28 protein-coding genes are annotated in these 25,171 nt (G+C 57.6%); 10 read left to right on the forward strand and 18 right to left on the reverse strand.

Features of this window, described 5'->3' with window-relative positions:
* Window positions 1-28 precede the first annotated feature (28 nt).
* Genes DHN55_RS21220 through DHN55_RS21260 form a run of 9 tightly spaced genes read right to left on the reverse strand, consistent with a single transcriptional unit; the run spans window position 29 to window position 7,577 of the window.
* A complete protein-coding gene (locus tag DHN55_RS21220; RefSeq protein ID WP_108883546.1) occupies window positions 29-1,720 on the reverse strand; it encodes a Na(+)/H(+) antiporter subunit D in 1,692 nt (563 codons plus the stop codon).
* The gene (locus DHN55_RS21225) at window positions 1,710-1,988 is read right to left on the reverse strand and encodes a hypothetical protein (protein WP_337660641.1); all 279 of its coding nucleotides are present in this window, start codon (window positions 1,986-1,988) and stop codon (window positions 1,710-1,712) included. Before DHN55_RS21225 ends, DHN55_RS21220 begins: the two co-directional genes overlap by 11 nt.
* Before the next feature lie 3 nt (window positions 1,989-1,991).
* On the reverse strand, window positions 1,992-3,458 hold the full coding sequence (locus DHN55_RS21230; RefSeq protein WP_108883547.1) for a proton-conducting transporter transmembrane domain-containing protein: 1,467 nt from the start codon (window positions 3,456-3,458) through the stop codon (window positions 1,992-1,994).
* Window positions 3,455-4,948, reverse strand: a complete 1,494-nt coding sequence (locus DHN55_RS21235) for a monovalent cation/H+ antiporter subunit D family protein (protein WP_337660642.1) — start codon at window positions 4,946-4,948, stop codon at window positions 3,455-3,457. The genes DHN55_RS21230 and DHN55_RS21235 overlap by 4 nt, the downstream gene beginning before the upstream one ends.
* Window positions 4,945-5,304 carry a cation:proton antiporter subunit C gene (locus DHN55_RS21240; protein WP_108883548.1) on the reverse strand — a complete coding sequence of 120 codons (360 nt, stop codon included), beginning with the start codon at window positions 5,302-5,304 and terminating at the stop codon, window positions 4,945-4,947. Before DHN55_RS21240 ends, DHN55_RS21235 begins: the two co-directional genes overlap by 4 nt.
* Entirely contained in the window at window positions 5,304-6,296 is a 993-nt protein-coding gene (locus DHN55_RS21245) for a DUF4040 domain-containing protein (protein ID WP_337660643.1), read from the reverse strand. The genes DHN55_RS21240 and DHN55_RS21245 overlap by 1 nt, the downstream gene beginning before the upstream one ends.
* On the reverse strand, window positions 6,293-6,796 hold the full coding sequence (mnhG, locus tag DHN55_RS21250) for a monovalent cation/H(+) antiporter subunit G (RefSeq protein WP_108883549.1): 504 nt from the start codon (window positions 6,794-6,796) through the stop codon (window positions 6,293-6,295). The genes DHN55_RS21245 and mnhG overlap by 4 nt, the downstream gene beginning before the upstream one ends.
* Complete coding sequence (locus DHN55_RS21255; RefSeq protein ID WP_337660644.1) at window positions 6,796-7,092, reverse strand: monovalent cation/H+ antiporter complex subunit F; 297 nt, start codon at window positions 7,090-7,092, stop codon at window positions 6,796-6,798. The genes mnhG and DHN55_RS21255 overlap by 1 nt, the downstream gene beginning before the upstream one ends.
* 5 nt (window positions 7,093-7,097) lie before the next feature.
* Window positions 7,098-7,577: a Na+/H+ antiporter subunit E gene (locus DHN55_RS21260; RefSeq protein ID WP_108883550.1), complete on the reverse strand. Its 480-nt coding sequence runs from the start codon at window positions 7,575-7,577 to the stop codon at window positions 7,098-7,100.
* A gap of 138 nt (window positions 7,578-7,715) precedes the next feature.
* Here DHN55_RS21260 and DHN55_RS21265 point away from each other — a divergent pair, with 138 nt between their 5' ends.
* The 3 genes from DHN55_RS21265 (at window position 7,716) to DHN55_RS21275 (ending at window position 9,269) form a co-directional block, all read left to right on the forward strand.
* On the forward strand, window positions 7,716-8,405 hold the full coding sequence (locus tag DHN55_RS21265) for a zinc metallopeptidase (RefSeq protein WP_108883551.1): 690 nt from the start codon (window positions 7,716-7,718) through the stop codon (window positions 8,403-8,405).
* 144 nt (window positions 8,406-8,549) lie between these two features.
* Window positions 8,550-8,882, forward strand: a complete 333-nt coding sequence (locus tag DHN55_RS21270) for a PilZ domain-containing protein (protein WP_108883552.1) — start codon at window positions 8,550-8,552, stop codon at window positions 8,880-8,882.
* A gap of 24 nt (window positions 8,883-8,906) precedes the next feature.
* Complete coding sequence (locus DHN55_RS21275; protein ID WP_108883553.1) at window positions 8,907-9,269, forward strand: hypothetical protein; 363 nt, start codon at window positions 8,907-8,909, stop codon at window positions 9,267-9,269.
* Window positions 9,270-9,282: 13 nt separating this feature from the next.
* Here DHN55_RS21275 and DHN55_RS21280 read toward each other — a convergent pair whose 3' ends face one another.
* Window positions 9,283-10,005: an SDR family NAD(P)-dependent oxidoreductase gene (locus tag DHN55_RS21280; RefSeq protein ID WP_108883554.1), complete on the reverse strand. Its 723-nt coding sequence runs from the start codon at window positions 10,003-10,005 to the stop codon at window positions 9,283-9,285.
* A gap of 48 nt (window positions 10,006-10,053) precedes the next feature.
* Here DHN55_RS21280 and DHN55_RS21285 point away from each other — a divergent pair, with 48 nt between their 5' ends.
* From DHN55_RS21285 to DHN55_RS21295, 3 genes are all read left to right on the forward strand, one after another.
* Window positions 10,054-11,184, forward strand: a complete 1,131-nt coding sequence (locus DHN55_RS21285; protein ID WP_108883555.1) for a M14 family zinc carboxypeptidase — start codon at window positions 10,054-10,056, stop codon at window positions 11,182-11,184.
* 40 nt (window positions 11,185-11,224) lie between these two features.
* A complete protein-coding gene (locus DHN55_RS21290) occupies window positions 11,225-11,524 on the forward strand; it encodes a Rap1a/Tai family immunity protein (RefSeq protein ID WP_337660645.1) in 300 nt (99 codons plus the stop codon).
* An 89-nt stretch (window positions 11,525-11,613) separates the two neighbouring features.
* Window positions 11,614-12,558: a Stealth CR1 domain-containing protein gene (locus tag DHN55_RS21295; protein ID WP_337660646.1), complete on the forward strand. Its 945-nt coding sequence runs from the start codon at window positions 11,614-11,616 to the stop codon at window positions 12,556-12,558.
* Window positions 12,559-12,570: 12 nt separating this feature from the next.
* Here DHN55_RS21295 and DHN55_RS21300 read toward each other — a convergent pair whose 3' ends face one another.
* From DHN55_RS21300 to DHN55_RS21320, 5 genes are read right to left on the reverse strand one after another with little or no spacing between them, the layout of a single operon-like run.
* On the reverse strand, window positions 12,571-13,254 hold the full coding sequence (locus DHN55_RS21300) for a glutathione S-transferase N-terminal domain-containing protein (RefSeq protein WP_108883557.1): 684 nt from the start codon (window positions 13,252-13,254) through the stop codon (window positions 12,571-12,573).
* 2 nt (window positions 13,255-13,256) lie between these two features.
* Entirely contained in the window at window positions 13,257-13,436 is a 180-nt protein-coding gene (locus tag DHN55_RS21305; protein WP_108883558.1) for a DUF1737 domain-containing protein, read from the reverse strand.
* A gap of 35 nt (window positions 13,437-13,471) precedes the next feature.
* Window positions 13,472-14,161, reverse strand: a complete 690-nt coding sequence (locus DHN55_RS21310; protein ID WP_108883559.1) for a methyltransferase domain-containing protein — start codon at window positions 14,159-14,161, stop codon at window positions 13,472-13,474.
* Window positions 14,161-14,652 carry a DNA polymerase III subunit chi gene (locus DHN55_RS21315; protein ID WP_108883560.1) on the reverse strand — a complete coding sequence of 164 codons (492 nt, stop codon included), beginning with the start codon at window positions 14,650-14,652 and terminating at the stop codon, window positions 14,161-14,163. Before DHN55_RS21315 ends, DHN55_RS21310 begins: the two co-directional genes overlap by 1 nt.
* A 28-nt stretch (window positions 14,653-14,680) precedes the next feature.
* Complete coding sequence (locus DHN55_RS21320; RefSeq protein WP_108883561.1) at window positions 14,681-16,165, reverse strand: leucyl aminopeptidase; 1,485 nt, start codon at window positions 16,163-16,165, stop codon at window positions 14,681-14,683.
* Between the two features lie 469 nt (window positions 16,166-16,634).
* On the opposite strand from DHN55_RS21320, the gene DHN55_RS21325 reads away from it, so the two are divergent.
* Genes DHN55_RS21325 through rsmA form a run of 4 tightly spaced genes read left to right on the forward strand, consistent with a single transcriptional unit; the run spans window position 16,635 to window position 22,059 of the window.
* Entirely contained in the window at window positions 16,635-18,944 is a 2,310-nt protein-coding gene (locus DHN55_RS21325) for an LPS-assembly protein LptD (protein ID WP_337660647.1), read from the forward strand.
* Between the two features lie 15 nt (window positions 18,945-18,959).
* Window positions 18,960-20,117, forward strand: a complete 1,158-nt coding sequence (locus tag DHN55_RS21330) for a SurA N-terminal domain-containing protein (RefSeq protein ID WP_108883563.1) — start codon at window positions 18,960-18,962, stop codon at window positions 20,115-20,117.
* A 41-nt stretch (window positions 20,118-20,158) separates the two neighbouring features.
* A complete protein-coding gene (gene pdxA, locus DHN55_RS21335; protein ID WP_108883564.1) occupies window positions 20,159-21,214 on the forward strand; it encodes a 4-hydroxythreonine-4-phosphate dehydrogenase PdxA in 1,056 nt (351 codons plus the stop codon).
* Window positions 21,211-22,059, forward strand: coding sequence for a 16S rRNA (adenine(1518)-N(6)/adenine(1519)-N(6))-dimethyltransferase RsmA (rsmA, locus tag DHN55_RS21340; RefSeq protein ID WP_108883565.1), 849 nt, complete (start codon window positions 21,211-21,213; stop codon window positions 22,057-22,059). Before pdxA ends, rsmA begins: the two co-directional genes overlap by 4 nt.
* 49 nt (window positions 22,060-22,108) lie before the next feature.
* Here the strand turns inward: rsmA and gmk are convergent, their stop codons facing one another.
* From gmk to mltG, 3 genes are all read right to left on the reverse strand, one after another.
* The gene (gene gmk, locus DHN55_RS21345; protein ID WP_108883566.1) at window positions 22,109-22,759 is read right to left on the reverse strand and encodes a guanylate kinase; all 651 of its coding nucleotides are present in this window, start codon (window positions 22,757-22,759) and stop codon (window positions 22,109-22,111) included.
* A complete protein-coding gene (locus DHN55_RS21350) occupies window positions 22,752-23,639 on the reverse strand; it encodes a YicC/YloC family endoribonuclease (RefSeq protein WP_108883567.1) in 888 nt (295 codons plus the stop codon). Before DHN55_RS21350 ends, gmk begins: the two co-directional genes overlap by 8 nt.
* A gap of 129 nt (window positions 23,640-23,768) precedes the next feature.
* Window positions 23,769-25,016, reverse strand: coding sequence for an endolytic transglycosylase MltG (mltG, locus tag DHN55_RS21355; RefSeq protein WP_108883568.1), 1,248 nt, complete (start codon window positions 25,014-25,016; stop codon window positions 23,769-23,771).
* Window positions 25,017-25,171 lie beyond the last annotated feature (155 nt).

Raw genomic sequence — 25,171 nt, forward strand, 5'->3', positions numbered from 1 at the left:
CGGCCTCTTCCGGTTAGGCGGCGCTCGGCTAATCCAGATAATAGACCAGTATGTAGAGCGTCAGCAGGACCATGGCATACAGGGCTGCCAGACCGGTTGCAGATGTGGCGCGCAGGATCAAGCCGTCACGTTCAGACAGCTCGTCCAGCCTTTCCTGTCCGGTTTTCAGGAACCCCAGAACGGTTTTCTCCACAGCGGATCTCGCTGCGGTGCAGGCGTCATAAACCAGGTCGCCTGCCCTGAAGACCGCGATACGCCAGATCCAGTCGAGGTCCAGCGTGATGGTCAGGGTCCGCTTCATGTAGTTGAGCAGCAGGAAGAACGCCAGACCGGAGAACAACAGCAATTGCAGGTAGAACACCACCTTCTCAGGCTTGTAGACCGGCACAATTGCCGCATTCGGCAACATGGCGTAAAGCGGGTCCGCATAAATACCCAGGGCCACACACAGGAAGGCAAAGAAGATCATCGCCGCCGCCATGTTCCAGGGCGCATCCTTGGGCCGCAGGCCGGAGTCTTTCTGGAAGAACACGAACCACGGGAACTTGATGCCTGCGTGCAGGAAAACACCGGCGGAGGCTGCCGCCAGCATATACCAGACAAACACCAGATGCTGCTGTTCAGCCGCCACTGAAATCATGGTTTTGGTTGTGTAGCCTGACGTGAGCGGGAATGAAGAAATAGCCAGCGCGCCGATGATACCGCAAATGCAGGTCACCGGCATGGTGCGGAACAGGCCGCCAAGATCGGTACACTTGCGCATGCCGGTGCGATACAGGACGACACCGGCACTCATCAGCAGCAATGCCTTGTAGATGATGTGGGCAAATGCATGCAGTGCAGCACCGTTAAGTGCGAGTTCCGTCCCGATACCGACGGCGCAGACCATGAAGCCAACCTGGTTGATAATCGAATAGGCCAGGATACGCCGTGCATCGTTTTCCAGAAGTGCGTAGATGATACCGTAGAACACCATGTACAGCCCCACCCAGATCAGCACCTGTTCGCCGGGGAACAAGAGGATCAGCGCCAGCACGGCCGTCTTGGTCGTGAACGCCGACAGGAAGACGGCGCCGGTCGGACTGGTTTCGGGATAGGCATCCGGCAGCCAGGCCGAAAACGGCGGTGCCGCGGCATTGATCAGGATGCCGATCAGGATCAGCCAGCTGTCGAGATTCGTGGCCAGCATGGCCTCGATGTCCAGCGAACCGGTATGAACATATACGCCTTCAATGCCGATTTTCAGCAGGATTCCCGACAGCAGGTGCATCATTGCGTAGCGGATACCGGCCCGGCGCGAGGCTTCTGTACCGCCACACCACACCACAATGGTGGAGAAGATCGCCATGATCTCCCACCAGATGAACAAGGTGATCAGGTCGCCGGCAAACGACACCCCTACCGCGCCGGACGCATAGGCGAAAGCGGCGCCCAGTTCTGCCGTCTTGGCGGTCCGGAACGAAAACAACGCGCCGGTGAATGCCATGATGGTGAACACGGTGGCAAACATGCGCCTCAACGGCGAGACTTCGAGCGGTTCGATCGGGTAGCCCAGGAACCTGGTGGTGATCAAGACACCGTCCGGCAGCGACCAGATCGCCCACAAAGTGATAAGCGGTGCTACCAGCAAAATGATGGCGCGTGCATTGGGCCGGGATATCACCGCCATGAAGGCGGCAAACAACAAGATCAATGCGGGCGGGAAGGTTTCAAAGATCATAATAATCATCCTTCCGCTTCACGATGTTACCCAATACCTTGGCGACGAATACCATCGCCACACAGGCCAGGAATCCGAACACGGCCGGGAAGGCAAACCATTCGTCGACACCATGAAAATGACCCGCCGTGCCGGTGAACAATTCCAGCACAACGGTGATCGCCAGCACGATGATGGAACCTATCCAGATCTTGCGGATGTTTTCCGGCCGCACCAGCCAGTGATCGTGACCGGGAGCCGTTTCGGGTTTTTTCGGGGTGCGGGCCATGATCTATTTCACCAGTATCTGAGCTTCAAGGTCAGCAATCGGCTGATGGAAGAGGAAGAATGCGAATGTCAGCAAGGCTGTAAACGTCAGTGCCGCCACCATCGGCCAGGGCGCCTCGCCATGCTGTTTGACCGGCTTGACGTCTTCTTCATACAGGAAAGCGGCAAAGATGAACGGCAGGAAATAGGCTGCATTCAGCAAGGTAGACGCAACAAGTGTGGCAAGGGCCAGGTAGTTGTCGTCCTGAATGGCGCCGCCGAGAATGTACCATTTGGAGATGAAGCCGCCGGTGGGCGGCACGCCGATCATCGACAGGGCACCGACGGCGAAGGCCGCCATGGTCCATGGCATGCGCCTGCCGATGCCGCGCATGTCGGTGATCTCGGTTTTCTTCGATGCGACGTAAATGGCGCCTGCTGCGAAGAACAAGGTGATCTTGCCGAAGGCATGCGCCATCATGTGCATGGAAGCGCCGACTTCCGACAATGGCTTGAGCACCGATGCCGCCAGCACCACATATGACAACTGGCCGATGGTCGAGTAGGCCAGCAGGCGTTTGAGATTGGTCTGGCGCAGCGCGATGAAACTGGACACCACAATGGTGAAACACGCCATCCAGATAATCAGCCGGTGGCTTGGCTGGTTGAACAGGAAATCAATGCCGAAGATGTAGACGAACACCTTGGTGACGGTGAATACACCGGCCTTCACGACCGCGACGGCATGCAGAAGGGCCGAGACAGGTGTTGGCGCCACCATCGCAGCCGGCAGCCAGCGGTGGATCGGCATCAGTGCCGCCTTGCCGATGCCGAAGGCAAACATCAAGAGCAGCAGACCTACCAGCGGTTCAGCGATCTTGCCTTCAAGAATGCCCCCTGGCGTGAAATCCAGCGTGCCGGCAACCGAGTATGTCCATATCATTGCCGGCAACAGCAGGCCGATGGAGGTTCCCAGCAGGATCCCCATATAGACGCGCGCCGACCTGACGGTCGCCTCATCGCCCTTGTGGGCCACGAGCGGGTACGTCGAGATGGTCAGGACTTCGTAGAAGATGAACAATGTCAGCAGGTTGGCAGAGAACGCCACACCGACGGCAGCGGCAAGCGCAATGGCAAAACAGACATAGAACCTGGTCTGGTTCTGCTCGTTGTTGCCGCGCATATAGCCGATCGAGTAGACAGAATTGACAATCCACAGGCCCGACGCCAGCGCCGCAAACAGCATGCCGAGCGGCTCAACCTTGAAGGCAATCCTCAGGCCGGGCAGCATTTCACCCAACACCAGTTCAGGGCGTCCGCCGGCCTGCAGGGTGGGGACCAGGCTCCACACCACGACAGCAAGGCAGACCGCTGTTGTCAGGGTTACGGTTTCGCGCACATTGGGCCAGCGCCCCGTCAGTGCAATGGCGACAGCACCCACAAGCGGGATGATCAGTGCATAAAGAATGGTGTCTGCTTCGCTGAATATCATAATGCAACACCCAGCAATGATTTGGCGGCAATGGATGCAAGCCCGACGGTTACGCTGGTATCAAGCGCGATCCATATGCCGGTCAACACCACAATCCATGTCGGAATCAGCATGACCAGCGGCGCTTCTTCGGTTACCGGCACGGCATTCGAGCGCGGTTCACGGAAGTAGGCAACCTCGATCACCTTCCACACGTAAATCACCGCCAGCAGCGACGACACCAGGATCACGGCAACCAGCAATGCGCCGAGCCAGCCTTCAGCAAGCGCGGCCAGAACCAGGTACCATTTCGAAATGAAACCCGGCGTCAGCGGCACGCCGATGAGCCCCAGCCCACCGACGACAAAAGCCGCCATGGTCCATGGCATCGCCTTGCCCGCCCCGGCCAGGTTGGCCACGTTCACCGTGCGGTAGCGCAGCGCAAGGCACGCGACAGCCATAAACATTCCACCCTTGATAAGGCCGTGGTTGAACATGTGGACGATGGCGCCGGTCAGCCCTGCAACCGAAGTCATTGAGATGCCCAGCGCAATGTATCCGATCTGCGCAACAGACGAATATGCCAAAAGCCGTTTCAGATTTTTCTCGTAGATGGCCAACAGGGAACCGGCGAACAACGCCAGGACGCCAAGTGGAACCAGGAAGAACGTCAGCTGGATTTCATGATTGGTAATGCTGTTCTGGAAGATCGCATAGTCCACCCGCATCAACACATACAGCGACACCTTTGTGGACGCGGCCGCGATAAACACCGTTACCGCATTGGGCGCAAAGGTGTAGGCGTTCGGCATCCACGAGTGCAGCGGGAAAACCGCCGCCTTGACCGCCAGGCCGACAGACACGAAGCCTGCAGCCACCAGCACCAGACGGATGTCTTCAACCTGCCCGACCCGGGCAGCAAGGTCAGCGGTGTTGAGGGTTCCCGTCACCATGTACAGGAAACCGACGCCGATCAGATAGAAGGTGGCGCCCACGGTACCCATGACAATGTAGCGATAGGTGGAAATCAAAGCGCGCCGGTCAGGCCCTGCCGAGATCAGCACATATGTCGACAGGGACGAGATTTCCATGAACACGAATATGTTGAACGCATCACCGGTTATCACCATGCCGACGAGGCCGGCGGTACACAAAAGCCAAGCTGCGAAAAACGCCGGCGCGGTTTCCTCACCGACTTCATCGGCCAGGCTCTTGTAACCGAAAATCAGCGCGGCAGAAGACGCACCGGTGATCAGCATGGTCATCAGCGCCGATAATGCATCAATGTGCAGCACAATGCCGTAAGGCGCCGGCCATCCGCCCATTTCATAGATAATGGTTTCACCGCCGATGACGCTTGCAGCCAGCGAACAGGCCACGAAAAATGAGGTGACGACAGCTGCCGTTGCCGCAAACCACGGAAATCCGTGCAGGCGCAGCATGTAGGTTATCGGCGCGGTAAACAGCAGCACCGCAACCACCAGTGCCGGAAGCTGGTCATAAAGTGTCACGGTTCGCGGTCCATTTCCTGAATCTTGTCTTCTTCAATCGTACCGTAGGCTTCCTTGATACGGACCGTGACGGCCAACGCCAGTGCCGTTGTCGATATGCCGACCACAATCGCCGTCAGGATCAGCACCTGCGGCAGTGGATTGGCGAACACCTGGTTTTCCACGCCCTCCTGGATAATGGGCGCGGTACCGCCATCGATCTTGTCCATCGAGATGTACAGCAGGAACACCGCTGACTGGAAAATCGTCAACCCAATCAGAGACTTGATGATATTGGTTCGGGCAAGCACACAATACAGCCCGATCATCAGCAGGACGGCGAAGATGAAATAGTTATACAGCCCCAGCACTTCCATTACCTGATCCCCCGTCTGGAGAAGGCCTGGAAGATGGTGATCATGACACCGGCGACGGTCATCCCGACGCCTGCCTCGATAATCAGGATGCCCAGGTGCTGGCCGTGGACCGGGTCGTGGGACAGGACGGAATAGTCCAGGAAGCGCCCGCCCATTGCCATGCTGGCGACGCCAACAGAGGTATAGGTGAACGCGCCCAGTGCCACCAGCATGCTGGAAAACCACTCCGGCACCAGTTCGCGGCCACGCGCGCCGCCTTCGACCAGCGAATACAGTATGACGCCGGCAGCAATGAGCGCACCGGCCTGGAAGCCGCCGCCTGGGCCGAAATCGCCATGGAACTGAACATACAGGCCGAACAGTACGATAAACGGCACCAGCATCTTGCCGACGACGCGCGGAATGAGATGGTGGCGCAGGTTGTCGCTGCGCTTGTCGAACTCACCTTCCTCGATTGAATCACGGCGCGGCCGCACCCGCCCGAGCAGTGACATCACGCCGATACAGGCAATGAACACCACGAACACCTCGCCGAGCGTGTCATAGCCGCGAAACGAGGCCAGCACCGCCGTTACCACATTGGGTACGTCGATCAGTTCCGGTGTCTTTTCCAGATACCAGGGCGCAACGTGCTTGTGCACAATGGCGTTGGGGTCGCCCAGCCTCGGAGCCTGGAAGGTTGCAAATATGATGACGCCACCCAGCGCGGATGACGTCAGCAGCGGAACCCATGAGCCGACCGGCGGCGAGCGGTCATACTCCGCGGTCAGCGCCAGGGCACCGAGAAACAGCACCGTGGAAATCCCTGCCCCGATCACTGCCTCGGTCAGGGCCACGTCCGCTGCGTCCAGGATGAAAAAATTGGCCGCCATGATCAGCGAGAAGATACCGGACAGCATGACCGCGGTGAACAGGTTGTCGGTGCGCAAAATGGCAACAGCCACGATCACCAGCATGGTCAGCAGAAACAGGGAGAACACGATAGTCATCATGACTTCTTCCTCGCTGTTTTCTTCGCCGGTTTCTTAGCTGGTTTTTTCGCCGCTTTCTTGGCCGGCTTCCGGGTGGCAGTCTTCTTTGCGGCCTTCTTCGCGACAGTCTTGCCCGCAGTATCCTTAGCTGCCGGCGCTGCCGTTTGCGTTACAGATGCAATCGCCGGGTCGTTCTCCGGAAGCGGTGTACCGGTTTCGTTGCGGCAGGCTGTCTTGACGCCCGACAGCAGGGCCGCGTTGGCAAGCGCGTAGGATGCCGTCGGAGAGGTCAGGAACAGGAACAGAAAAATCGCAGCCAGCTTGAGGGGCACCAGGGTGAAACCACCCTGCAGCATGAGACCTATGAGGATCAGTGCCGCACCGCCCGTGTCGGTCAGCGATGCTGCGTGCATGCGGGTAAAGAATTCCGGCATCCGCATGACGCCAAAACCGCCGACAAAAACGAAGAACCCGCCAGCGAGCAGCAGAACAGCAGATGCTATATCAAGCAACAGATCCATTACTTGCCTGCCTCCCTTTCGGCTTCTGCGTCACGGCGCACGGCACGGGACTGGAAGAACAGGAGAACGGCAAACACGCCAATGAAATTGATCAGCGCGTAAGCCAATGCAAGATCAAGGAAATCCGGACGCCCCGACAGGAAGGAGATCACAGCGATGAACAGCACCGTCTTGGTGCCAAACATGTTGACTGCCAGCACCCGGTCGAAAATGGTCGGGCCGATGAGGCCGCGCACCACAGCCAGGACCATGGTGACCAGAATCGCTATGCAGGTGCCGAAATAAACCCACTCCATGCCAGCTATCGCTCCAACGCCGTTATGCGACGGTCCATCTCGCCTTCATGAAGACCATCCGCACCGGACTGGGCCAATGCATGCACCAGCAAATCGCCGTCCTCGATGTCGACGGTAATGGTACCGGGTGTCAGCGTAATCGAGTTGCCGTAAATCACCTGCCCCATTTCCGTCGCCTGCCCGGCCTTGAGCCTGATCATGACCGGATCAATATTCATCTTGCCGGACAGAATGATCTTCGCGACTTCGACATTTGACTTGGCAATCTCCAGCAGCAGCCAGGGCCAGTAAGTGGCCAGCTGATGCACATGCTGGAGGATTTTGAACTGGGAACCTTCTCCGTCTGCCTTGCGCATGCGCAGCGCCAGATAGGTGCACACCAGTGCAGACGCGAGGCCAAGCCCCAGCAGCAACGGCTTGAAATAGCCGGACCACAACATCCAGCCGACACACAGTGCTACGAACAACCCGAGCTTTTGAAGCATCCACTACCCCTTGAACATAAACAGTTGTTCGCCATTTATGGCACTAGCGTCAATGGGTTTCCGCAAGTTTTAATCAACTGATCGTGCCAATTGTGCCGCATGGCAGAATGATTCCGGTCAGGATATCAATGAGTAACCATGATTTACGCCCTTATAGCCGTGATTTTCCTGGCCCTGATGTTCGGCCCGCAAATGTGGGTCCGCTATGTAATTGCCGAGCACGCGGATGACAGGCCCGACTTTCCCGGAACCGGCGGCGAGCTTGCGCGGCATCTTCTAGACGAAGCCGGTCTCGACCATGTTCCAGTGGAAGCGCTGCCCGCCGATGGCGGCGACCACTACGACCCGCAGGCAAAGGCAGTGCGCCTGAGCCCCTCACACCATGACGGCAGGTCGATAACCGCCGTGGCGATTGCGGCTCACGAAGTCGGGCATGCGATGCAGGACGCGGAAGGTTACAAACCCCTGGCATTGCGCACAAGAATGGCGATGGCAGCCCAGAAAATTCAGGGAATCGGCTCAATACTGCTGATCGGCGCACCCATCGTCATGGCAATTACGCGCAAGCCTTCCATCCTGCTGATCGAAATTGGTGCCGGTCTCGCCATACTGGCCACCGGCGTGGTCGTGCACCTGATTACACTGCCGGTTGAATTCGATGCCAGTTTTTCACGTGCGCTGCCAATTCTGAAGCACGGGGAGTATCTGAAAGAAGATGACTTGCCGGGAGCAAAAAAGGTCTTGCGGGCTGCCGCGCTGACCTATGTGGCCGCGGCAATGGTCAGCCTGCTCGACGTCATGCGGTGGCTGCGTTTATTGCGGTTCTAGAGCCTGACGGCCCGGATTCGCAGAAATCCGGGATGCTGTTTGCGGGATTATCATCAATTTTTAGCGACCCTTTTAAATCAACAGTAGCCTGAGCCTGATAGCTTTCCAGTGTCGCGTGAAGCGATTGCGGCCAGGTGGAGGAGAATGGAATTGGATATTCTGGGTGAATTCGAAGACAGGCGCAAAACAGCTAGGACAAAGGTGCTGCAAAGCGGAGTCGCACTCACGATAGACGGCGCGCAGCGTGAAGCCTGCGTTATCGACAATTTGTCGGAGACCGGCGCACTGCTGTTTGTTGAGCGGCCGGAGCAGTTGCCGGACGACCTTATTCTGGTGATTGACGGGGAAAGCAACAAGCGTCCGGCTCATGTTATCCGGCGCAAGGAAGATGCGGTCGCGGTAAGTTTTGTAACCAGAAACACCGCTGAAACCCAAGATAGCGGTTGGGTGTTTCCACCAGATCAGGACAAGGACTGAAATTTTCAGGGGAGAGACAGGGCAATGGCAATGTTTGGAACAAATGAAGATACCAAAACCAGCAAGCAGCAACGCGCCGAGCGCCATGACTGCAAGCAGTTTGGAACGTTAATCAGCCCATGCGGCAACTTCACAGAACCATGCCTGGTACTGAACCAGTCAAGAACCGGCGCACTGGTCGAAGTGGAGTTCGCAGACGACGTCGGAGATGATCTGATGCTGGCTGTGGATGGTGACAAGTACCGCCGCCCGGCCCGGGTTGCATGGCGCGACAGCTTCCGTCTTGGTATCGAGTTTATCCTGCAGACAGACACTGCTGAAAACAGGGCCAACTGGATCCTGCCGCTGCCCGTGCAGGAATCACTTCCCGACGATTATTTCGATTAAGCACTGGGTGGCCTCAGAAGTTTTCCAGCCACGGTCTCAACTCGGTCTCCTGGGTCCAGGCTGATCGATGCTGGTTGGCCAGGTGCCAATAGGTATCCGCAATGGCGTCAGGGTCGAGCATGCTGTCCGGCTTGCCCGGCGCGTCATGGCGCTCCGGGCGGGCGTCGCTTCGAATACCACCATCGATATTAACATGAGTCACGTGCACGCCTTTCGGCTGCAGCTCACGCGCCATGGATTGAGCCAGGCCGCGCAGGGCGAATTTTCCCATGGCAAACGGCGCAGACATGGCATAGCCCTTCATGGACGCCGAGGCACCGGTGAAGATAATCACCCCCCTGCCCGCATTGGACATCCGTATTGCAGCCTGCCTCGCCACCAGGAAACCACCGTAACCGGTGACCATCAATGCACGACTGACATCTTCCGGGTCGAGTTCGGTAATCGAACCGCGCACCCTGAAGGACGGATTGTAGACCACTGCGTCAGGAGCTCCGGACTTTGACTTGTCCAGGTTTGCAAACAGCACCTCGACCTGGTCGGGCTTCGATGCGTCGCACTTGTAAACCTCCGCCCCGGTTTCATTGACCAGTTCATCGAGCTTGTCGGTGTTGCGTGCCGCCAGGGAAATTGCAACGCCTTCGGCATGGAACCTGCGGGCAATGCTGGCGGACAACCCCGCGCCGGCGCCAACGATCAACACATGGTGTAACTTGCTTTCGGACCTGCTATTCATCGGCTGAGTGTTTCCATTTTCGAGTTTTCCTGGGAGTGCAATTTATCTATGGCAATCTGTAGCACAATTAACCTGCCACGCCATGCGGTCGGCACACAACACAGCCTTAAAGTCTGGCAATTTGGCGAACCCGGTGCCTCGCCAAAAGTCTATATTCAAGCCTCCATGCATGCAGACGAACTGCCGGCCAGCCTTGCGGCGGCAAAACTGTTGCCCAGGCTGATGGCAGCCGATGAGGCCGGGAAAATTTCAGGCGAGATTATCCTGGTTCCCGTGGCAAACCCAATTGGCCTGAACAATGTCAGCCTGCGCAGTCACAATGGCCGCCATCATCTTCCCACCGGGGAAAACTACAATCGCGGGTTTCATGATGTGTCGGATCAGGTGCTCGATGCCATTGACGGCAAGATGGCAAATGGCCCGGAGGCGGACACGGCTCTGGTGAAAAGGGAAGTGGCCGCGGCCCTGGCGGCGGCGGCCCCGGCCAATGAAGCGCAGGCCCTGCGATTGGAACTGATGCGGCTGGCGTGTGACGCCGACATCGTGCTGGACCTGCACACTGATTCAGAGGCGCAGATGCATCTGTACCTGGACGAAGACCACTGGCCCAAGGCGGCCGACCTGGCCGGCCTGCTGGACGCCAGAGTGGTCATGTTCGCTCGCGCATCAGGCGGTGGCCCGTTCGAGGAAACCATCGCCTGGCCCTATGTTCGCGCGCGTGAGACATACGGTGCGGATGCCGTGGAGCTGCCGCTGACCGTCGTGGTTGAGCTGCGGGGCGAGTATGACGCCAGCCACGCACTTTCGGATTTTGATGCAGACGCCATGTACCGCTTCCTGTGTCATCGCGGTGCCATCACCGAAGGTGCCGGGCTGCTGCCCGAATTCACCGGTGTAGCCGCGCCGTTTTCCGCCACAGACACCTTGACGGCAAAAGCCGCCGGCATCGTGGTCTATACCGCCGACATCGGCCAGGCCGTCAAGAAAGGCGATGTGCTGGTTGAAATCATCGACCCGCTTGCGGACGGCAATATTGTGGTGGACCGTATCACTGCTGCGGCGGACGGTGTGTTTTTCGCCCGTTCCAATCAGCGTCTGGCCTGGCCCGGAGAAACCGTCGGCAAAGTGCAAGGCACAGAAGTTCTCGCACATCGCACAGGCAAGTTGCTTTATGATTAGGATACTGTTTTTATTGTTGTCAGTTGCCTGCTGTCAGACAGTGCCGCCGGCTAACGCAACCAGCAGCCGTTTGTTCAACGCCGACATACTGTCGAAGTTCTGCAACTCGCCGCATGGCGCGCCGTATGATGATGGCATCTGTGCCGGTTACATTACCGCCATTGCCGACGTCTTGCTGCAGGACCAAGCCCTGGCAGAACGCCTGTGCGTGCCTCGAAACCTGTCGACTTCCGACTTTTCCAAGCTGGTTACGCGTCACATAGCGCGTAATCCCGACGACAAGAGGCTGCCGGCCGCCCAGGTGGTCCGCGCAGCGCTGCTCAAGGCGTTTTCCTGCTAGCGCGGCGGTTGCAGGTAAAACCAGATGTGACTTGGATTCGTAAAAGGACTCCGTTTATAAAATGGTCACATTGATGACTGGAAGCCGGAATGATTGACGTAGATGCCGTGGTGACCTGGGTGGACGGTGCAGACCAAACCCACGCGAGGAAGCGTCAAAGCTTCATGGCGTTGTCGCAGTCCGAGCTTCATGAAAACGCGATCAACCCGCATCGGTGGGTGGACAATAACGAACTACATTACTGCCTTCGTTCAATTCAGGTGAATGCACCCTGGATCCGACGCATCTGGCTCGTCACAGACAATCAAACTCCTGATATTTCTGCATTTTCACAAAAATTTCGCGACAAGATCCAGATTGTGGATCATGTCGGTATCTTCGCTGGATTTACCGAGTTTCTGCCGACATTCAATTCTCTGGCCATTGAAAGCCTGCTGTGGCGTATTCCGGACCTGGCTGAACACTTTGTCTATTTCAACGACGATGTGTTCGTGTCGTCCCCGGTTCGCAAAACTGACTTTTTCAAGGACGGCGAGCCGGTCTTGCGCGGCAAATGGGTGGACTATTCCGAGCTTGCTGGCTCAGCCGAGCGGCGCCGGGATCCGGCTTTGATGAACCACTACAATCAGATCGAGGCAGCCGAACTGGCGGGTTTTGATGCCGGTAACCTGTTCTGCAGCGCCCATGCAATCCACCCGATGAACAAATCGGTCATGGCGCGACTATTTGAAGATCATCAACCGGCATTTATGAACAATATCGCGCATCGGTTTCGCGTCACTGACCAGTTTCTCCCCCAAGGCCTCTACAATCACGCCAGCATCAGGACAGGCAAAGCCAGGATACTGGACAAACGGGACCACATTCATCTTGCCTCCGGCGCCTTTGACAAATGGTCGACGCGGGAAGTCACCGATCACCTGCTCAAGGCGGCAACGCCGGACATAAAGTTTCTTTGCGTGAATGACCTGCCCGGCGTCGAGCAAAACATTCCCGACGCCCGCGATCTGATCGAAGAAATTATCGGCGCCTGACCGGCACATATATCAGGCCGCCAGCAGCGCCTGTACCTCGGCCTCGTCCGTCATCAACTCCAGGCAGCGCCGGAACCAGTCCATTGCGGGACCTTCTTCCAGCACAGAGAATTCGGACACCACGTGGGGCCACATCAAGGTGCCGAACAGAATACAGTCCGCATAGTCAGGTTGTTCGCCGCCAAGCCATTGTGCTTTCGCCAATGCCCGCCGGACCGGCGCCAGCGTCATGGAGTTGAAACCGGCCACCCGGCCTTCGCGGCCGGCCTGGAATTCCTCGAGTGTCTTGCCGAAACGCCCCTCCCGGCTGGAACGAAAATAGTCCTGGTCCTCCGGCCGGAGTACTGACCACACGTCCACGATAATCATGGATGCCAGTCCGGCAACGACTGCAGTGTCAGCCCAGCCCTGGATCAACCGGCAATGGGCTTCAGCCGCTTCGCCCCGGAACAGCGGCTTTGCGGGATGAACCTTGTCGAGGTGCCGGGCAATCTCGAAGCTGTCGACAATTGCCCCGCTGTCCGTTTCCAGTGTCGGCACCGTCTTTCCGGTGCCGCTGCAAATGCCGGGTATCTCGGTGAAGCCCACAGAGGCAGCTTCAACTTCAAGCCCCTTGATGGCCAAGGCCATTCGCGTGCGCCAGCAATAGGGTGAAAAACGCCGCTCATCGTTTCCGCAAAGTTCATAGAGTTTCATGTTCAGTCTCCTGCACGAATTTTCAGGACAAGCGCCTGCGCGACTACGCAATGCTCGCCATTGTGGGTGATTGACGGCGAGCCGTACAACTCATACCCATCGTCCAGAGCAGTTGAAATCCGTTCACAAAAGCCGCGATCATCCTTCCCCGTCAGAATCCGGTAACGCAGTTTATCACTCATATTCAACCCTCTGTTTTATCTCAACATTTTTCAGCTCAACCGGGTCGTTCAAACATAACCCTGGCATGCGCAACACTGTGTTGGCCATCTGCCAGGCTGAAGCTCTGATAGGCCCGCGGTGTCAGTCCGAAATTTTCAAACTGCATGAACTCAGTCTTGGTGAGTGGCCAGGGAGGGCCCGCCACGTCAGTTCCCTCGTCCCGTACCCGACCGATAACCAGAAGCATTCCACCGGGGGCAATGAGACTTGCAATGGCCGGAAAGGCATCAGCCCGTTCCGCCCCCCTGAGCGCCTGCAGTGTGTAGGTTTCGTGTACGAGATCAAACTTTCCCAGCCACTCGCGTGGCGGATCCAGAAGACTAGCAACCACATATTCCACCTTGGAATGGGGAAACCTCTTGCCTGCCCATTCTATTGCGACTGGTGACACATCAAACGCGGTCACGTCGTAGCCTGTGGCCGACAATGCCTCGGCGTTGTCACCCAGCCCGCAACCGACATCGAGTGCACGTCCTTCGTGGATCATGCCGGAACGGGCGATCCATTCGGCAAGACCGGGATGGGTTTCCTCATCCGCCCAGGGCACCATTGCCGTATCGCCGCCGGCCCTGCGGTAAACCTCGTCAAACCAGGCCAGTGGTTCGCCACGAGCCTCGGCCTCGGCGTGAATCGACCCGGTTGTTTCGCGCGCGCGCCTGCGTCTTGAGGCGAATTCCTCGTTCATCAGCCCGGGTCACTTTTCTGTTGGGCCTGCCTGGAACCGGATTCAGCCTTCTTGACCCATCCACCACGTTCGTCCTGCTGCCAGTATGTCGCCGTCAGTCCCTGCGAACTGACGCTCTTCCATCTTTCACGTGCCGCCGCCAATGCGCCGTCATCGTTACCGTCGAACAAAATGATCAGGCGATCCAGTCCGGCAGGGTTGTCAAACTGAGCACCGTCCACCAGGAATCTGATATTGGAATCATTTGGATTTTCATCACTCGTGGTCAACCAGACCGGTTGCAGCTGTGCATTGCCGTCGTCCTCGCTGCCGTGTGCAAGAAACTCATCATCACGCCATTGCCAGAACTGTTCAGACAAGAATTTCAGCCGCCCGGGATCAACGGTCTGCACGACCGCTTTCCATCCGCGTTGCAGGGTTTTCTGCACAAGTTGCGGCAGCACGTCTTCAAGGCGCGCGCGCTCGAGATGATAGAACAACACTTCTGTCATGGTTGACGGTATCCGCGCCGATTGAGGCTCACTTCTCGTAGTGCCTGGCCACCAGACGGTCGAGCAGGCGCACTCCCCACCCCGATCCCCACGACTGATTGATCGGCGACTTGACCGCATCCATGGCGGTCCCGGCCACATCCAGATGCGCCCACGGCACGTCGTTCACAAAGCGCTGCAGGAACTGTCCGGCCGTAATGGATCCGGCCATTCTGCCGCCGATGTTTTTCATATCCGCAATATCTGAATCGATCAGTTTGTCGTATTCCGGCGCAAGCGGCAGGCGCCAGACGCGCTCGCGCGTCTCCTGCCCCACACCTGCCAGTTCATCGGACAGCTTGTCGTCATTGGAAAACAGCCCGGCGTGCTCCTTGCCAAGCGCAACAAGGATGGCGCCCGTCAAGGTGGCCAGATTGACCATGAATTTGGGTTTGAAACGGTCTTGCGTGTACCAAAGCGCATCGGCCAGAACGAGACGTCCCTCGGCGTCGGTATTGAGCACAGCAATGGTTTGCTTGGACATGGACGTAACCACGTCACCGGGGCGCTGGGCATTACCGTCCGGCATGTTTTCGACCAGGCCCACAACACCTATGGCATTGACCTTCGCCTTGCGTCCTGCAAGCGCGGCCATCAGGCCTGTGACACATGCGGCGCCCCCCATGTCACCCTTCATGTCTTCCATGCCGGCAGATGGCTTGATCGAGATACCGCCGGTATCGAAGGTCACTCCCTTGCCGACAAAGGCAACGGGCTGATCGCCCTTCTTGCCGCCTTCCCAGCGCATGACACACAACCGCGGTTTGCGCGGAGATCCGAGGGAGACACCCAGCAATGCGCCCATGCCCAGCTTGCCCATCTGCTTCTCGTCAAGCACCTCAATGACCAGCCCAAGTTTTGATAATTTCTTGATTTCGCCGGCAAAACTTTCCGGATGAAGGATGTTGGCCGGTTCGTTCACCAGGTCTCTTGCCAGGTGAACCCCCGTGGCAACCGCATCCAGGGCAGCATACCGGGTTTTTGCCGCAGCCGCCGATGCAGTCAGCATTTTGACACTGGCAAGCTGCTTGGTCTTTGACGGTTTCGATTTGTATTTCGTGAAACTGTAAGTGCGCAAGCGGATACCCGAGGCAATCCGGGAAGAAACCGCCGCCGGGTCGATACCGGGCTTGCCGGGAAGTGACGCCGACACCGTCAAACCGGTTGCCTGAACCGCGCCGGCCGCGGCAGCAATCGCACCCCCGACATATTCGGCGGCAACTTCATCCAAATCGTCGGTTTTGCCGACACCCATGACAATGATGCGGTCAGCCCCCGATCCCTTCGGCAGGATGATATCGAGGGACTTTTCACGCTCTGCCTTGAAATCCGCCACCTTCATGGCATTGCTGATCGCACCGTTGACGGACTTGTCAAGCTCGGCACCATCGTCGGACAATTTACCGTCCTCACCTGCCAAAACGACTGCGACACCCGATTTCGGGGCTGAAAACGTGGAAAAACTGATTTTCATTGGAGAATCCTGTAAAACGGAAGAAAGATGTGCGTACGTCCGGCAGAGCCACGGTGAACGCCAATTAGTAGCTGCCTGCTCGGGTGCTGGCAATGGTCTGCCAATCAGGCTTGGTGTGCCATACACGACAACGTGTTCACCATGTGTTTACCAGACCGCCTTCAGCAACCGAATCGCGGCACTAAATTTACTAATAAACTGCTGTCAAGCCCTTCTCATTGCATGGCAAAACAGGTTAAAAGTTCAAGGGTGTATTGATTTTGAGTGTGTGGGCTTTTGCTTGCGCGTGTCTGGCATGAGTTACGCATCCGGTCTTTGGGAGGATCGGAACCGCCTGATGCGGGGAAACAGCCAGAGGATGGCGCAGTGAACGGCAAGTGGGATACAGGGGAATAACGGAATAGCACAACGGCCCAGATATGGTTCTGCGGAACAGGGTAGTCACGCGCGTGCGCACGGGAGCGTACGTGTGCCCGCGCTCGTGCGAACCGCTGCTGCGGTCGCGCTGTTCGGTGTGCTGGCGACCGGCAGTCTGGGCGCATCCACAAGCCCGGCGCAGGCGCAATCGGTTACCAGCGGCAAGTCGGATTTTTCAAACCTGCCGCGCACCTCCCGCAAGACCCCGCCGAAAGGCACACGCGTCGATGTAGATGCGGATCAGATCGTTTTTGACGAGCGGACCGGAGAAGCAATTGCAACCGGCGATGTCGTCCTGACTTACGGCAACTACATACTCATCGGCCGCAAGGTTACCTATAACCGGCATACCGACACGATGCGCGCCGAAGGCGAAATCAGAATGCGCGAGCCGGGCGGCAACATTCTCGAAGCTGATATCCTGCAGTTGCAGAACCGGTTCCGTGACGGCTTTGCCGAACACCTTCGCCTGCTGTTGACCAACGAAGCCGTGGTGACGGCGAACTATGCCAAACGGCGCGATGGTTATCTGACCACCTATGAGCGCACGACCTATACCCGCTGCAGAAGTTGTGTGACCGATGACGGCACACCGGCTTGGCAGCTCGTGGCCAGCGAGTCCGTTCATGACGAACGTGAAGGCATTATCGAGCACACGAATGCGCGGCTGGAAGTTCTGGGCGTGCCGGTTTTCTACTGGCCGTATCTATCGCATCCTGACCCCACGGTGAAACGCAAGTCGGGACTGCTGATACCGCGCTTCAGTCATTCCACCGTATTCGGCTATGGCTATGAACAACCCTATTTCTGGAACATCGCGCCCAATGCCGATCTGACGCTGTTGCCGAAGTTCACCTCCGAACAGGGTCCCTTGCTGGGAGCCGAGTTCCGGCACCGCCTTGCAAAGGGCGAATATTCCATCAAGGGCGTAGGCGTTTACCAGTTCAATCCCGATGATCTGCCATCACCGGGCAATGAGCGCTGGCGCGGCTGGGTCCGGACCCAGGGCAAGTTCAACATCAACAGGCACTGGGCCTGGGGGTGGGACGGCACGATTGTGTCCGATGATACCTTTGGCCGCGAATACGACTTTGACGAACGCACCGAGATTGCCAACTTCATTTATCTGGACGGGATTAATGATCGCAATTATGCGACCATACGGGCCTATAATTTCCAGGGACTGCTGCAAACGGACGGTCAGGACACCTTCCCGACAGCGGCCCCCTACTTCCGGCACGATTACACATTCGATTTCCCGGTGCTGGGCGGCGAACTGGGTCTGAACACAGACGTCTATGCCGTCTTCAGGGACAGTGGATTTGTTGTTTACGACACAAACCCGCAGACCATTGACGTTGTACAGGGCACACGCCAGTTGCGGGCAACCACCCAACTTCACTGGCGCAATGAGATTGTGACCGACGCAGGTGTGATCGTGACACCGTTTGGCCGCCTGCGCGGTGATCTGCTGTTGTCAAACGGCGTGCCTGAGCAACAGTTGGTCAATCCGGGTCCGGCGCCTGCTTTCGGTGAAGTCACAGACGGTCGTTTCCTGCCCTCGGGTGGTGTGGACATCCGCATGCCGCTGCTGAAGGTGGACGGCATGGGCACACATGTCCTTACACCGATCGCGCAGATTATCTCGTCGAAGAACGAGGGCGATACGTCGACATGGGGTAACGAGGATGCCATCTCGCTGAACTATGCAACAACGAATCTGTTTCTCGAGAACCGCTTCACGGGCAATGACCGTTATGAAGGCGGCACTCGGGTAAATGCCGGCTTCCTGTACACGCTCGGCCTGGACAATGGCGGTTCCTTCAATGCCAGCTTCGGCCAGTCGTACCATATTGCCGGACAAAACAGCTTCGTGCTCGGTTCCGGCCTCGAAGAGACGGTTTCGGACCTTGTTGCAGCAATATGGCTGCAGCCTGACGAACACTACAAGTTGAGTTACCAGGCCCGTTTTGATCAGGAAGACCTGTCAATCCGCGAGCAGGATGTCGGCATAAGTGCCACTTTCTCACGCCTTAAAACTGCCCTGAATTACGTGAAAGTGGACAAGGCGGTGGCTTACGGTCGTCCGGACGATCTCCAGCAAATCTGGGGATCAGCTGAGGTCAATGTCGGGCGAGGTGTAAGTGTCTTTGGCGGTGGACGATATGATATCGACAATGACAGGTTCATCGATCGCCATGTTGGTATCGGCTTCAATTGTGACTGCGCCAAAGTCAGGTTCCGCTACAAGGAAGAGTTCCTGACTGACCGCAATCTTGTGAGGGACCGTTCGTTCCTCCTCGATGTAGAGCTGGTTACACTTGGCAGCACGTCCTTTGGGACAAGTCTGTCGGGTCAGTGAAGAACAGGTGGAACTATGAAAACGCTGCGGCCGTCCGGTCCTGCAAAATCAATCCTGAGAGTCAGCACTTTAACGGCTGCCGTTCTGTTGCTGGCCGGGTGCGGGCAGCAGATTGATCTGTACGATTATTTTGACGACGACAAGCCTGCTGCGAGCCCATCGGTAAATGCCGGTGGAGCGCAACCGGCCAATGCGCTTGTCAGCAATTCAACACTTGGCGCCACCGACGCAGCACTGGCAAATGCACGCCCGTCGAGCGGCATAGAGAAAGTCAGCCTGAAAGATGCCCAGGGGGTTGCCGCCACCGTTGATGATCTTCCAGTCACCAATTTTGACATCTCCCAGAGGATCAACCTGGAAAATGCACTGGGTGCCCGGCTCTCTGCCGACTTGCCGACGCGAAAGCGCATTCTTGGAACGCTGGTCAACGAGAAAGTCGCCAAGTCAAAAGCGAGCAAGGTAAATTTCAAAATCCCCGAGAGAGATCTGAACAAGCGCCTGGACGGCATGGTCAAGCGCATGAAACTGACGCGCGAGGGCCTGAAACAGCGCCTCGGGGAAAAAGGCGTGAACGAATCCACGCTGAAGAACCAGATCGAAGGGTCACTGTATATTCGCTGGGTCATGTCTCAGCAAAACTCCGAGACCAAGGTCGAAATCGATGAGGCTGCGGTGGACGCGAAATTCAACGAGATACTTGCAGACCCACGCATGAAGCCTGTAACGGTGATCTCGCTTCAACAGGTAGAGCTGCCTGTGGAAAAGACAACTGAAGCCATGCGTCAGCAACTGCTGTATGCGCGCAGTATTGAAGCGCGTCAGATCATGAAGCGGTACAAAGGCTGCAGGTCAATAAAATCAGCGAGCAAGGATGTGTTCAACGTCAAGATGGGCAAACGCGTCGACGCGGACCTTGGGAAATTGCCGGCCGAGTTGCAAAAGGCACTGCGCAAGGCAGGCACACGCAAGATGATCGGCCCGATCCCCGGCCCGACCGGTGTTCGGCTGATTGCAAACTGTGGAACCCGAAAAATTTCACCGCCCCGGCCAAGCCGCGCGCAGGTCAAGGCGTCCCTTCGCAACGAGCGGTTCGAGGCTGTAGTTCAGCAGGCAATGGCAAAGGCGCGTGAAGACAGCTTCATTGACTACAAGGACCCGTCGTTCAGACCGTAGGGAATTGATCCCGACAAGCTGAACCGGGCCTGTGGACGGCAATGGCGAACCAAATCTCACCCCTACCCCTGGTCGTAACGATGGGCGAGCCGGCAGGTGTCGGCGCAGACATCATACTGTCAAGCTACCGGCAGGCGGCGAAGCACCGGCTTCCGGTGTTCGGTGTCATCGGTTGCGCAAAGGCACTGCACCATCGTGCGCAGCTGACAGGACACTCTACGGTTGAAGTAATCCCTGTTACCGGCGCCTCGCAAATCCCGGACGTGTTTGAACGCGGCCTACCCGTGCTTGACCTGCCGCTGGAACATGACCCGCAAGCAGGTGTGCCGTCTTCGCATTCTGCCAGCAAGGTTATCGAATGGGTGGACACGGCAGTGAGGCTGGCACTTGCCAGCGACGTTTCGGGAATTGTAACCGGCCCTATCCACAAGGAAACGCTTTATCAGGCGGGGTTCAGACACGAGGGCCACACTGATTATCTGGCACATCTTGCTGTCAAGGCTGGTTATCCCGCCGAGCCGGTCATGATGCTGTCTGCGGGTGACTTCCGCACGATCCCTCTCAGCGTTCACATACCTCTTTCACAAGTCCCTTCTGCGGTGACACATGCCGCCATTGTTGCCCAGGCGCAGGTGATAGACCGCGATCTGAAACGTTATTTTGACATTGAGCAGCCGCGCATCGCGGTAGCGGGCCTGAACCCGCATGCAGGCGAAAACGGCACGATCGGTTCAGAAGACCGGGACATCATCTCACCGGCAATCCAGGAACTTGCGCAGGCAGGAATAAATGCTTTCGGCCCGGTATCGGCAGATACGCTGTTCCACGAAGAAGCACGCCAAGACTATGACGCCGCCTTGTGCATGTACCATGATCAGGCATTGATACCCGTGAAGGCCATCGGATTTCATGAAGGCGTCAATACCACATTGGGCCTGCCTTTCATCCGGACCTCCCCAGATCACGGCACGGCACTGGAATTGGCAGGCACGGGCGGCGCCAACCCGTCCAGCTTCATTGCCGCGGTAATGCAGGCTGAGCGAATGGGCGGTGCCGAGCAGGTGCTGCGCGAGCTCGTGTCATCGCAAGTCTCATGAACGAGACTGCAGACGACAATCTGCCCCGCCTCAGCGAAGTTATTGAGCGTCATGGATTGTCGGCCAGAAAAAGCCTCGGTCAGAACTTCCTGCTTGATCTCAGCCTGACACGGCGAATTGCCCGGACAGCCGGGACCCTGGAAGGTTTTACCGTGATCGAAGTGGGCCCCGGCCCCGGCGGGCTGACCAGAGCCTTGCTGCTGGAAGGAGCGGACAAGGTTGTGGCGGTTGAACGTGATGAGCGTGCCTTGCCGGCACTGGATGAAATATCCGCCGCCTGGCCGGGCAAACTGACCGTGATGCACGGCGACGCCCTGGCGACCGACTGGCAAGCCATTGCCGGGCACCAACCGGTCAAGATTGTCGCCAACCTGCCTTACAATATTGCAACGCCGTTGCTGACCGGATGGTTGACCGGACATTCCTGGCCGCCGTTCTGGTCTTCACTGACCCTGATGTTCCAGAAGGAAGTGGCGCAGCGAATTTGCGCCGGTGTGGGAGACAGTGCCTATGGCCGCCTGTCGATCATTTCACAGTGGCGCAGCGATGCCGTAAAAATGTTCGATGTGTCCCCGAAAGCCTTCACGCCGCCGCCCAAGGTGACGTCTTCCATAGTGCATATCACGCCACGCGCCGAACCGATGGTTGATTGTGATGTAACCGTGCTCGAAAAAGTCACGGCTGCCGCGTTTGGACAAAGGCGCAAGATGTTGCGATCCAGTCTCAAGACGTTGGGCGGTGACCCCGCCGCCCTTATTACACAAGCCGGGCTGAAACCGACCATGCGGGCCGAGGAAGTCGACGTCGCCGGGTTCTGCAGGCTGGCGAAAGCCGCGTCTGCCTGACGGTCCGAAGCAGGTACTTTCAGCCTCCAGCCGATGCACCCAGTATGTGTCACAGGTGCTTTCTGAGCCGTTTCACAAACGTATCAAGGCCGACGCGGCGGTGACGGCGCAACCGCTCGGCATCGAGAATCTTGCTTATGGATCGATCGCACTGATCCAGGTCATCATTGATCAGCACATAATCGTACTCGGCCCAGTGACTGATCTCGTTGGAGGCTTCCGCCATGCGCTTTGCCACCACGGATGCCGCATCCTGCGCGCGGCGAACCAGCCGGTCACGCAGTTCCTCCGCAGATGGCGGCAGGATAAACACCCGCACAAGATCGTCAGTCATGCGGGCATGTATCTGCTGCGTGCCCTGCCAGTCTATATCGAACAGCACGTCCTTGCCTTCTGCCAGCCAGTCGTTGACAGGTTTGATCGGCGTGCCGTAGCCATTGCCGAACACTTCGGCATATTCCAGCAACTCGCCGTCTTTCACCATTTGATCGAACTGCGCGCGCGAGATGAAATGATAGTCCTTGCCGTCGGTCTCACCCGGCCGCGGTTTGCGCGTTGTCACGGATACCGACATAACCATGTCTGACTCGCGCGCCAGTAACTGTCTTGACAATGTGGTCTTGCCGGCTCCCGACGGCGAGGACAACACAAACAGGAGGCCGCGTCGCGCAATAGCTGATGATGTGCCTTGACTACTCAATGTTTTGCACCTGCTCGCGAAGTTGATCGATCACGGTTTTCAGTTCCAGCCCGATGTGGGTCAGTGACGTGTCAGTGGATTTCGAACACAAGGTGTTGGCTTCGCGATTGAACTCCTGTGCCAGGAAGTCGAACTTGCGCCCAACCGGTCCTTCTGCAGTCAACAGCTCCCGCGCTGCTGTAACATGGGCCACCAGCCGGTCCAGCTCCTCCTGAATGTCGGCTTTTGCGGCTGCCAGCATGGCTTCCTGATGCAGACGTTCCGGCTCCAGGGACGATGCCGTGCCGACAATCCGTTCAATACTCGCAGCCAGCCGGGCCTGGATGGCGTCGGGTGTACGGGACGGGTTGGCAATTGCCTGGGCAGTGAGATCCGCGATCCGGTCCAGTTGACCTGATACAACTGTTGCCAACCGCTCGCCTTCGGCCAGGCGGTTTGCGGCCAGCGCCCTGATTGCCTGATCAGCTGCAACGATAAGAGCCTCGTCACGCGCAGCTACGGCCTCCTCGTCGGGCTCATCTGCGGCATGCTCGATTACGCCGCGCATAGCCAAAATGGCATCGGTAGAAGCCGGCTGTCCTCCATTTGCCTTTTCCACGGTTCGCACCGCCTCGATGGCTGCGGCAAGGGCATCCGTGTTCACCCTTATGCTGGAAACCGCCTCATCCTTTTCAAGATTAAGGAACACCTGGACATTGCTGCGCTTCAGGTGCTTGGCTGCACTGGCGCGAATAGCCTGTTCCACGGCTTCGGTGCCGGTCGGCAGCCGCAGACGCACATCAAGCGACTTGCCGTTGACCGAACGCATCTCCCATTGAAACGTCCATGGCCCAGAACTTCCCTCGCCGCGGCCAAAGCCGGTCATGCTGGAAATGGTCATGTCAATTTGCCCTTTACCCCGGTCCCGTTACCATCTGGTAGCTGGCGCAGAGCTACCAAGAATCACTCCCCGGCACCACCTTACCGGCAGGCGGAGCGATATGCCATGCGAGGATGCAGGGCAATTGCCTCACTGGCGTTGCGGCTTGCTCTTGGGAATGGGAACACTGCGACCTGCAACTTCGACGACGCGAAAGTTGCCTGACCGCTGCTGCGCGCCGTCCGATTGTGCCGGCACCGGGACGGACGCTGCAGAACTCTCAGAAGCCTGGCTTTCGGACGGTGCCGGAGGCTCTTCCTCAACCGCCGCCTGTTGTTCGGCTTCCCCGGTAGCGGTCTGTTGTTCGGCTTCCTGTTGCTCGCGTTTATCGCGCAGCCAGCTGCGCCATTTTTTCACGTTGGCGTTATGTTCAGGAAGTGTCTTTGCGAACACATGCCCGCCGGTACCATCTGCCACAAAATACAAATGCTTTGTCTCGACCGGATTGAGAACGGCTTCAATGGATGCCCGGCCCGGATTTGCGATCGGCGTCGGCGGCAGTCCGTCAATCTGGTAGGTGTTGTAGTCGGTCTTCTCGCGAATGTCGCTGCGCCTGATCGGCCGGTCGAGCTTACCCTGCCCCCTGGTGATACCGTATATAATGGTCGGGTCCGACTGCAGTCTCATGCCCCTTCTCAGCCGGTTTACAAACACGGCAGCGACCTGGGCCCTCTCGTCCGCCTGACCCGTTTCCTTTTCTACGATGGAGGCCAGTATGAGTGCTTCTTCAGGTGTCTTGAAAGGAAGGCCTTCCGCGCGCGCCGGCCACTTTTTTTCAATAAACTTGTTTTGTGCCGTATTCATCTGGTCAATGATCGACTGGCGCGTACTGCCGCGGGTAAACAGGTAGGTATCAGGAAGCAGTTCACCTTCCGATGGCGGTTTTTCGATTTCACCGACAAGCACATCATTGGCCTTCAGGCGTTCCATCACCTGCCATGATGTGAAACCTTCGGGCATTGAAACCTTGTAGAACAGAGTCCGGCCGGTCTTGATCTTGCGAAGCACATCGATCAGCGAACTGCCGGCAGCGAACTCGTATTCACCTGCCTTGGGATCGACATCGAAAGTGTAGCGCACCGCGGTTATGCCGAGAATCGTCATGATGCTGCTGTCCACAACACCCTGCTCGTTCAACCGGTTCGCAATGTCGATGGTTGAGCTTCCCTTTGGAATGTTCACCACCTTGGCTTTTGCAAGCGGGCCTTCAATGTTTGCAAAGAACCACAGCAGCCCAGCTGAGCAGGTGGCCACGAACGTCAGAGCAAACAGCCACCTGAACAAACGGCCAATCAGGCTTCTCGACGATTTGGGCCTGCGGTTGGGCAACACACTCATTCAGGTTTGCATCCCTGTTATCTGCTTCAGGGCAATCCACGCGCAGATGACTCCGCCGGACGGCACCAACAATCTGGAATTGATCAGACAGACAGTTTCCGGTTGTAACAACCAAAAGTCATCCCGATCCCGCACCCCGGTTATTCAGGCGCGGG

Origin of the sequence: Anderseniella sp. Alg231-50 (assembly GCF_900149695.1) — a bacterium.
Lineage (GTDB): Bacteria > Pseudomonadota > Alphaproteobacteria > Rhizobiales > Aestuariivirgaceae > Anderseniella.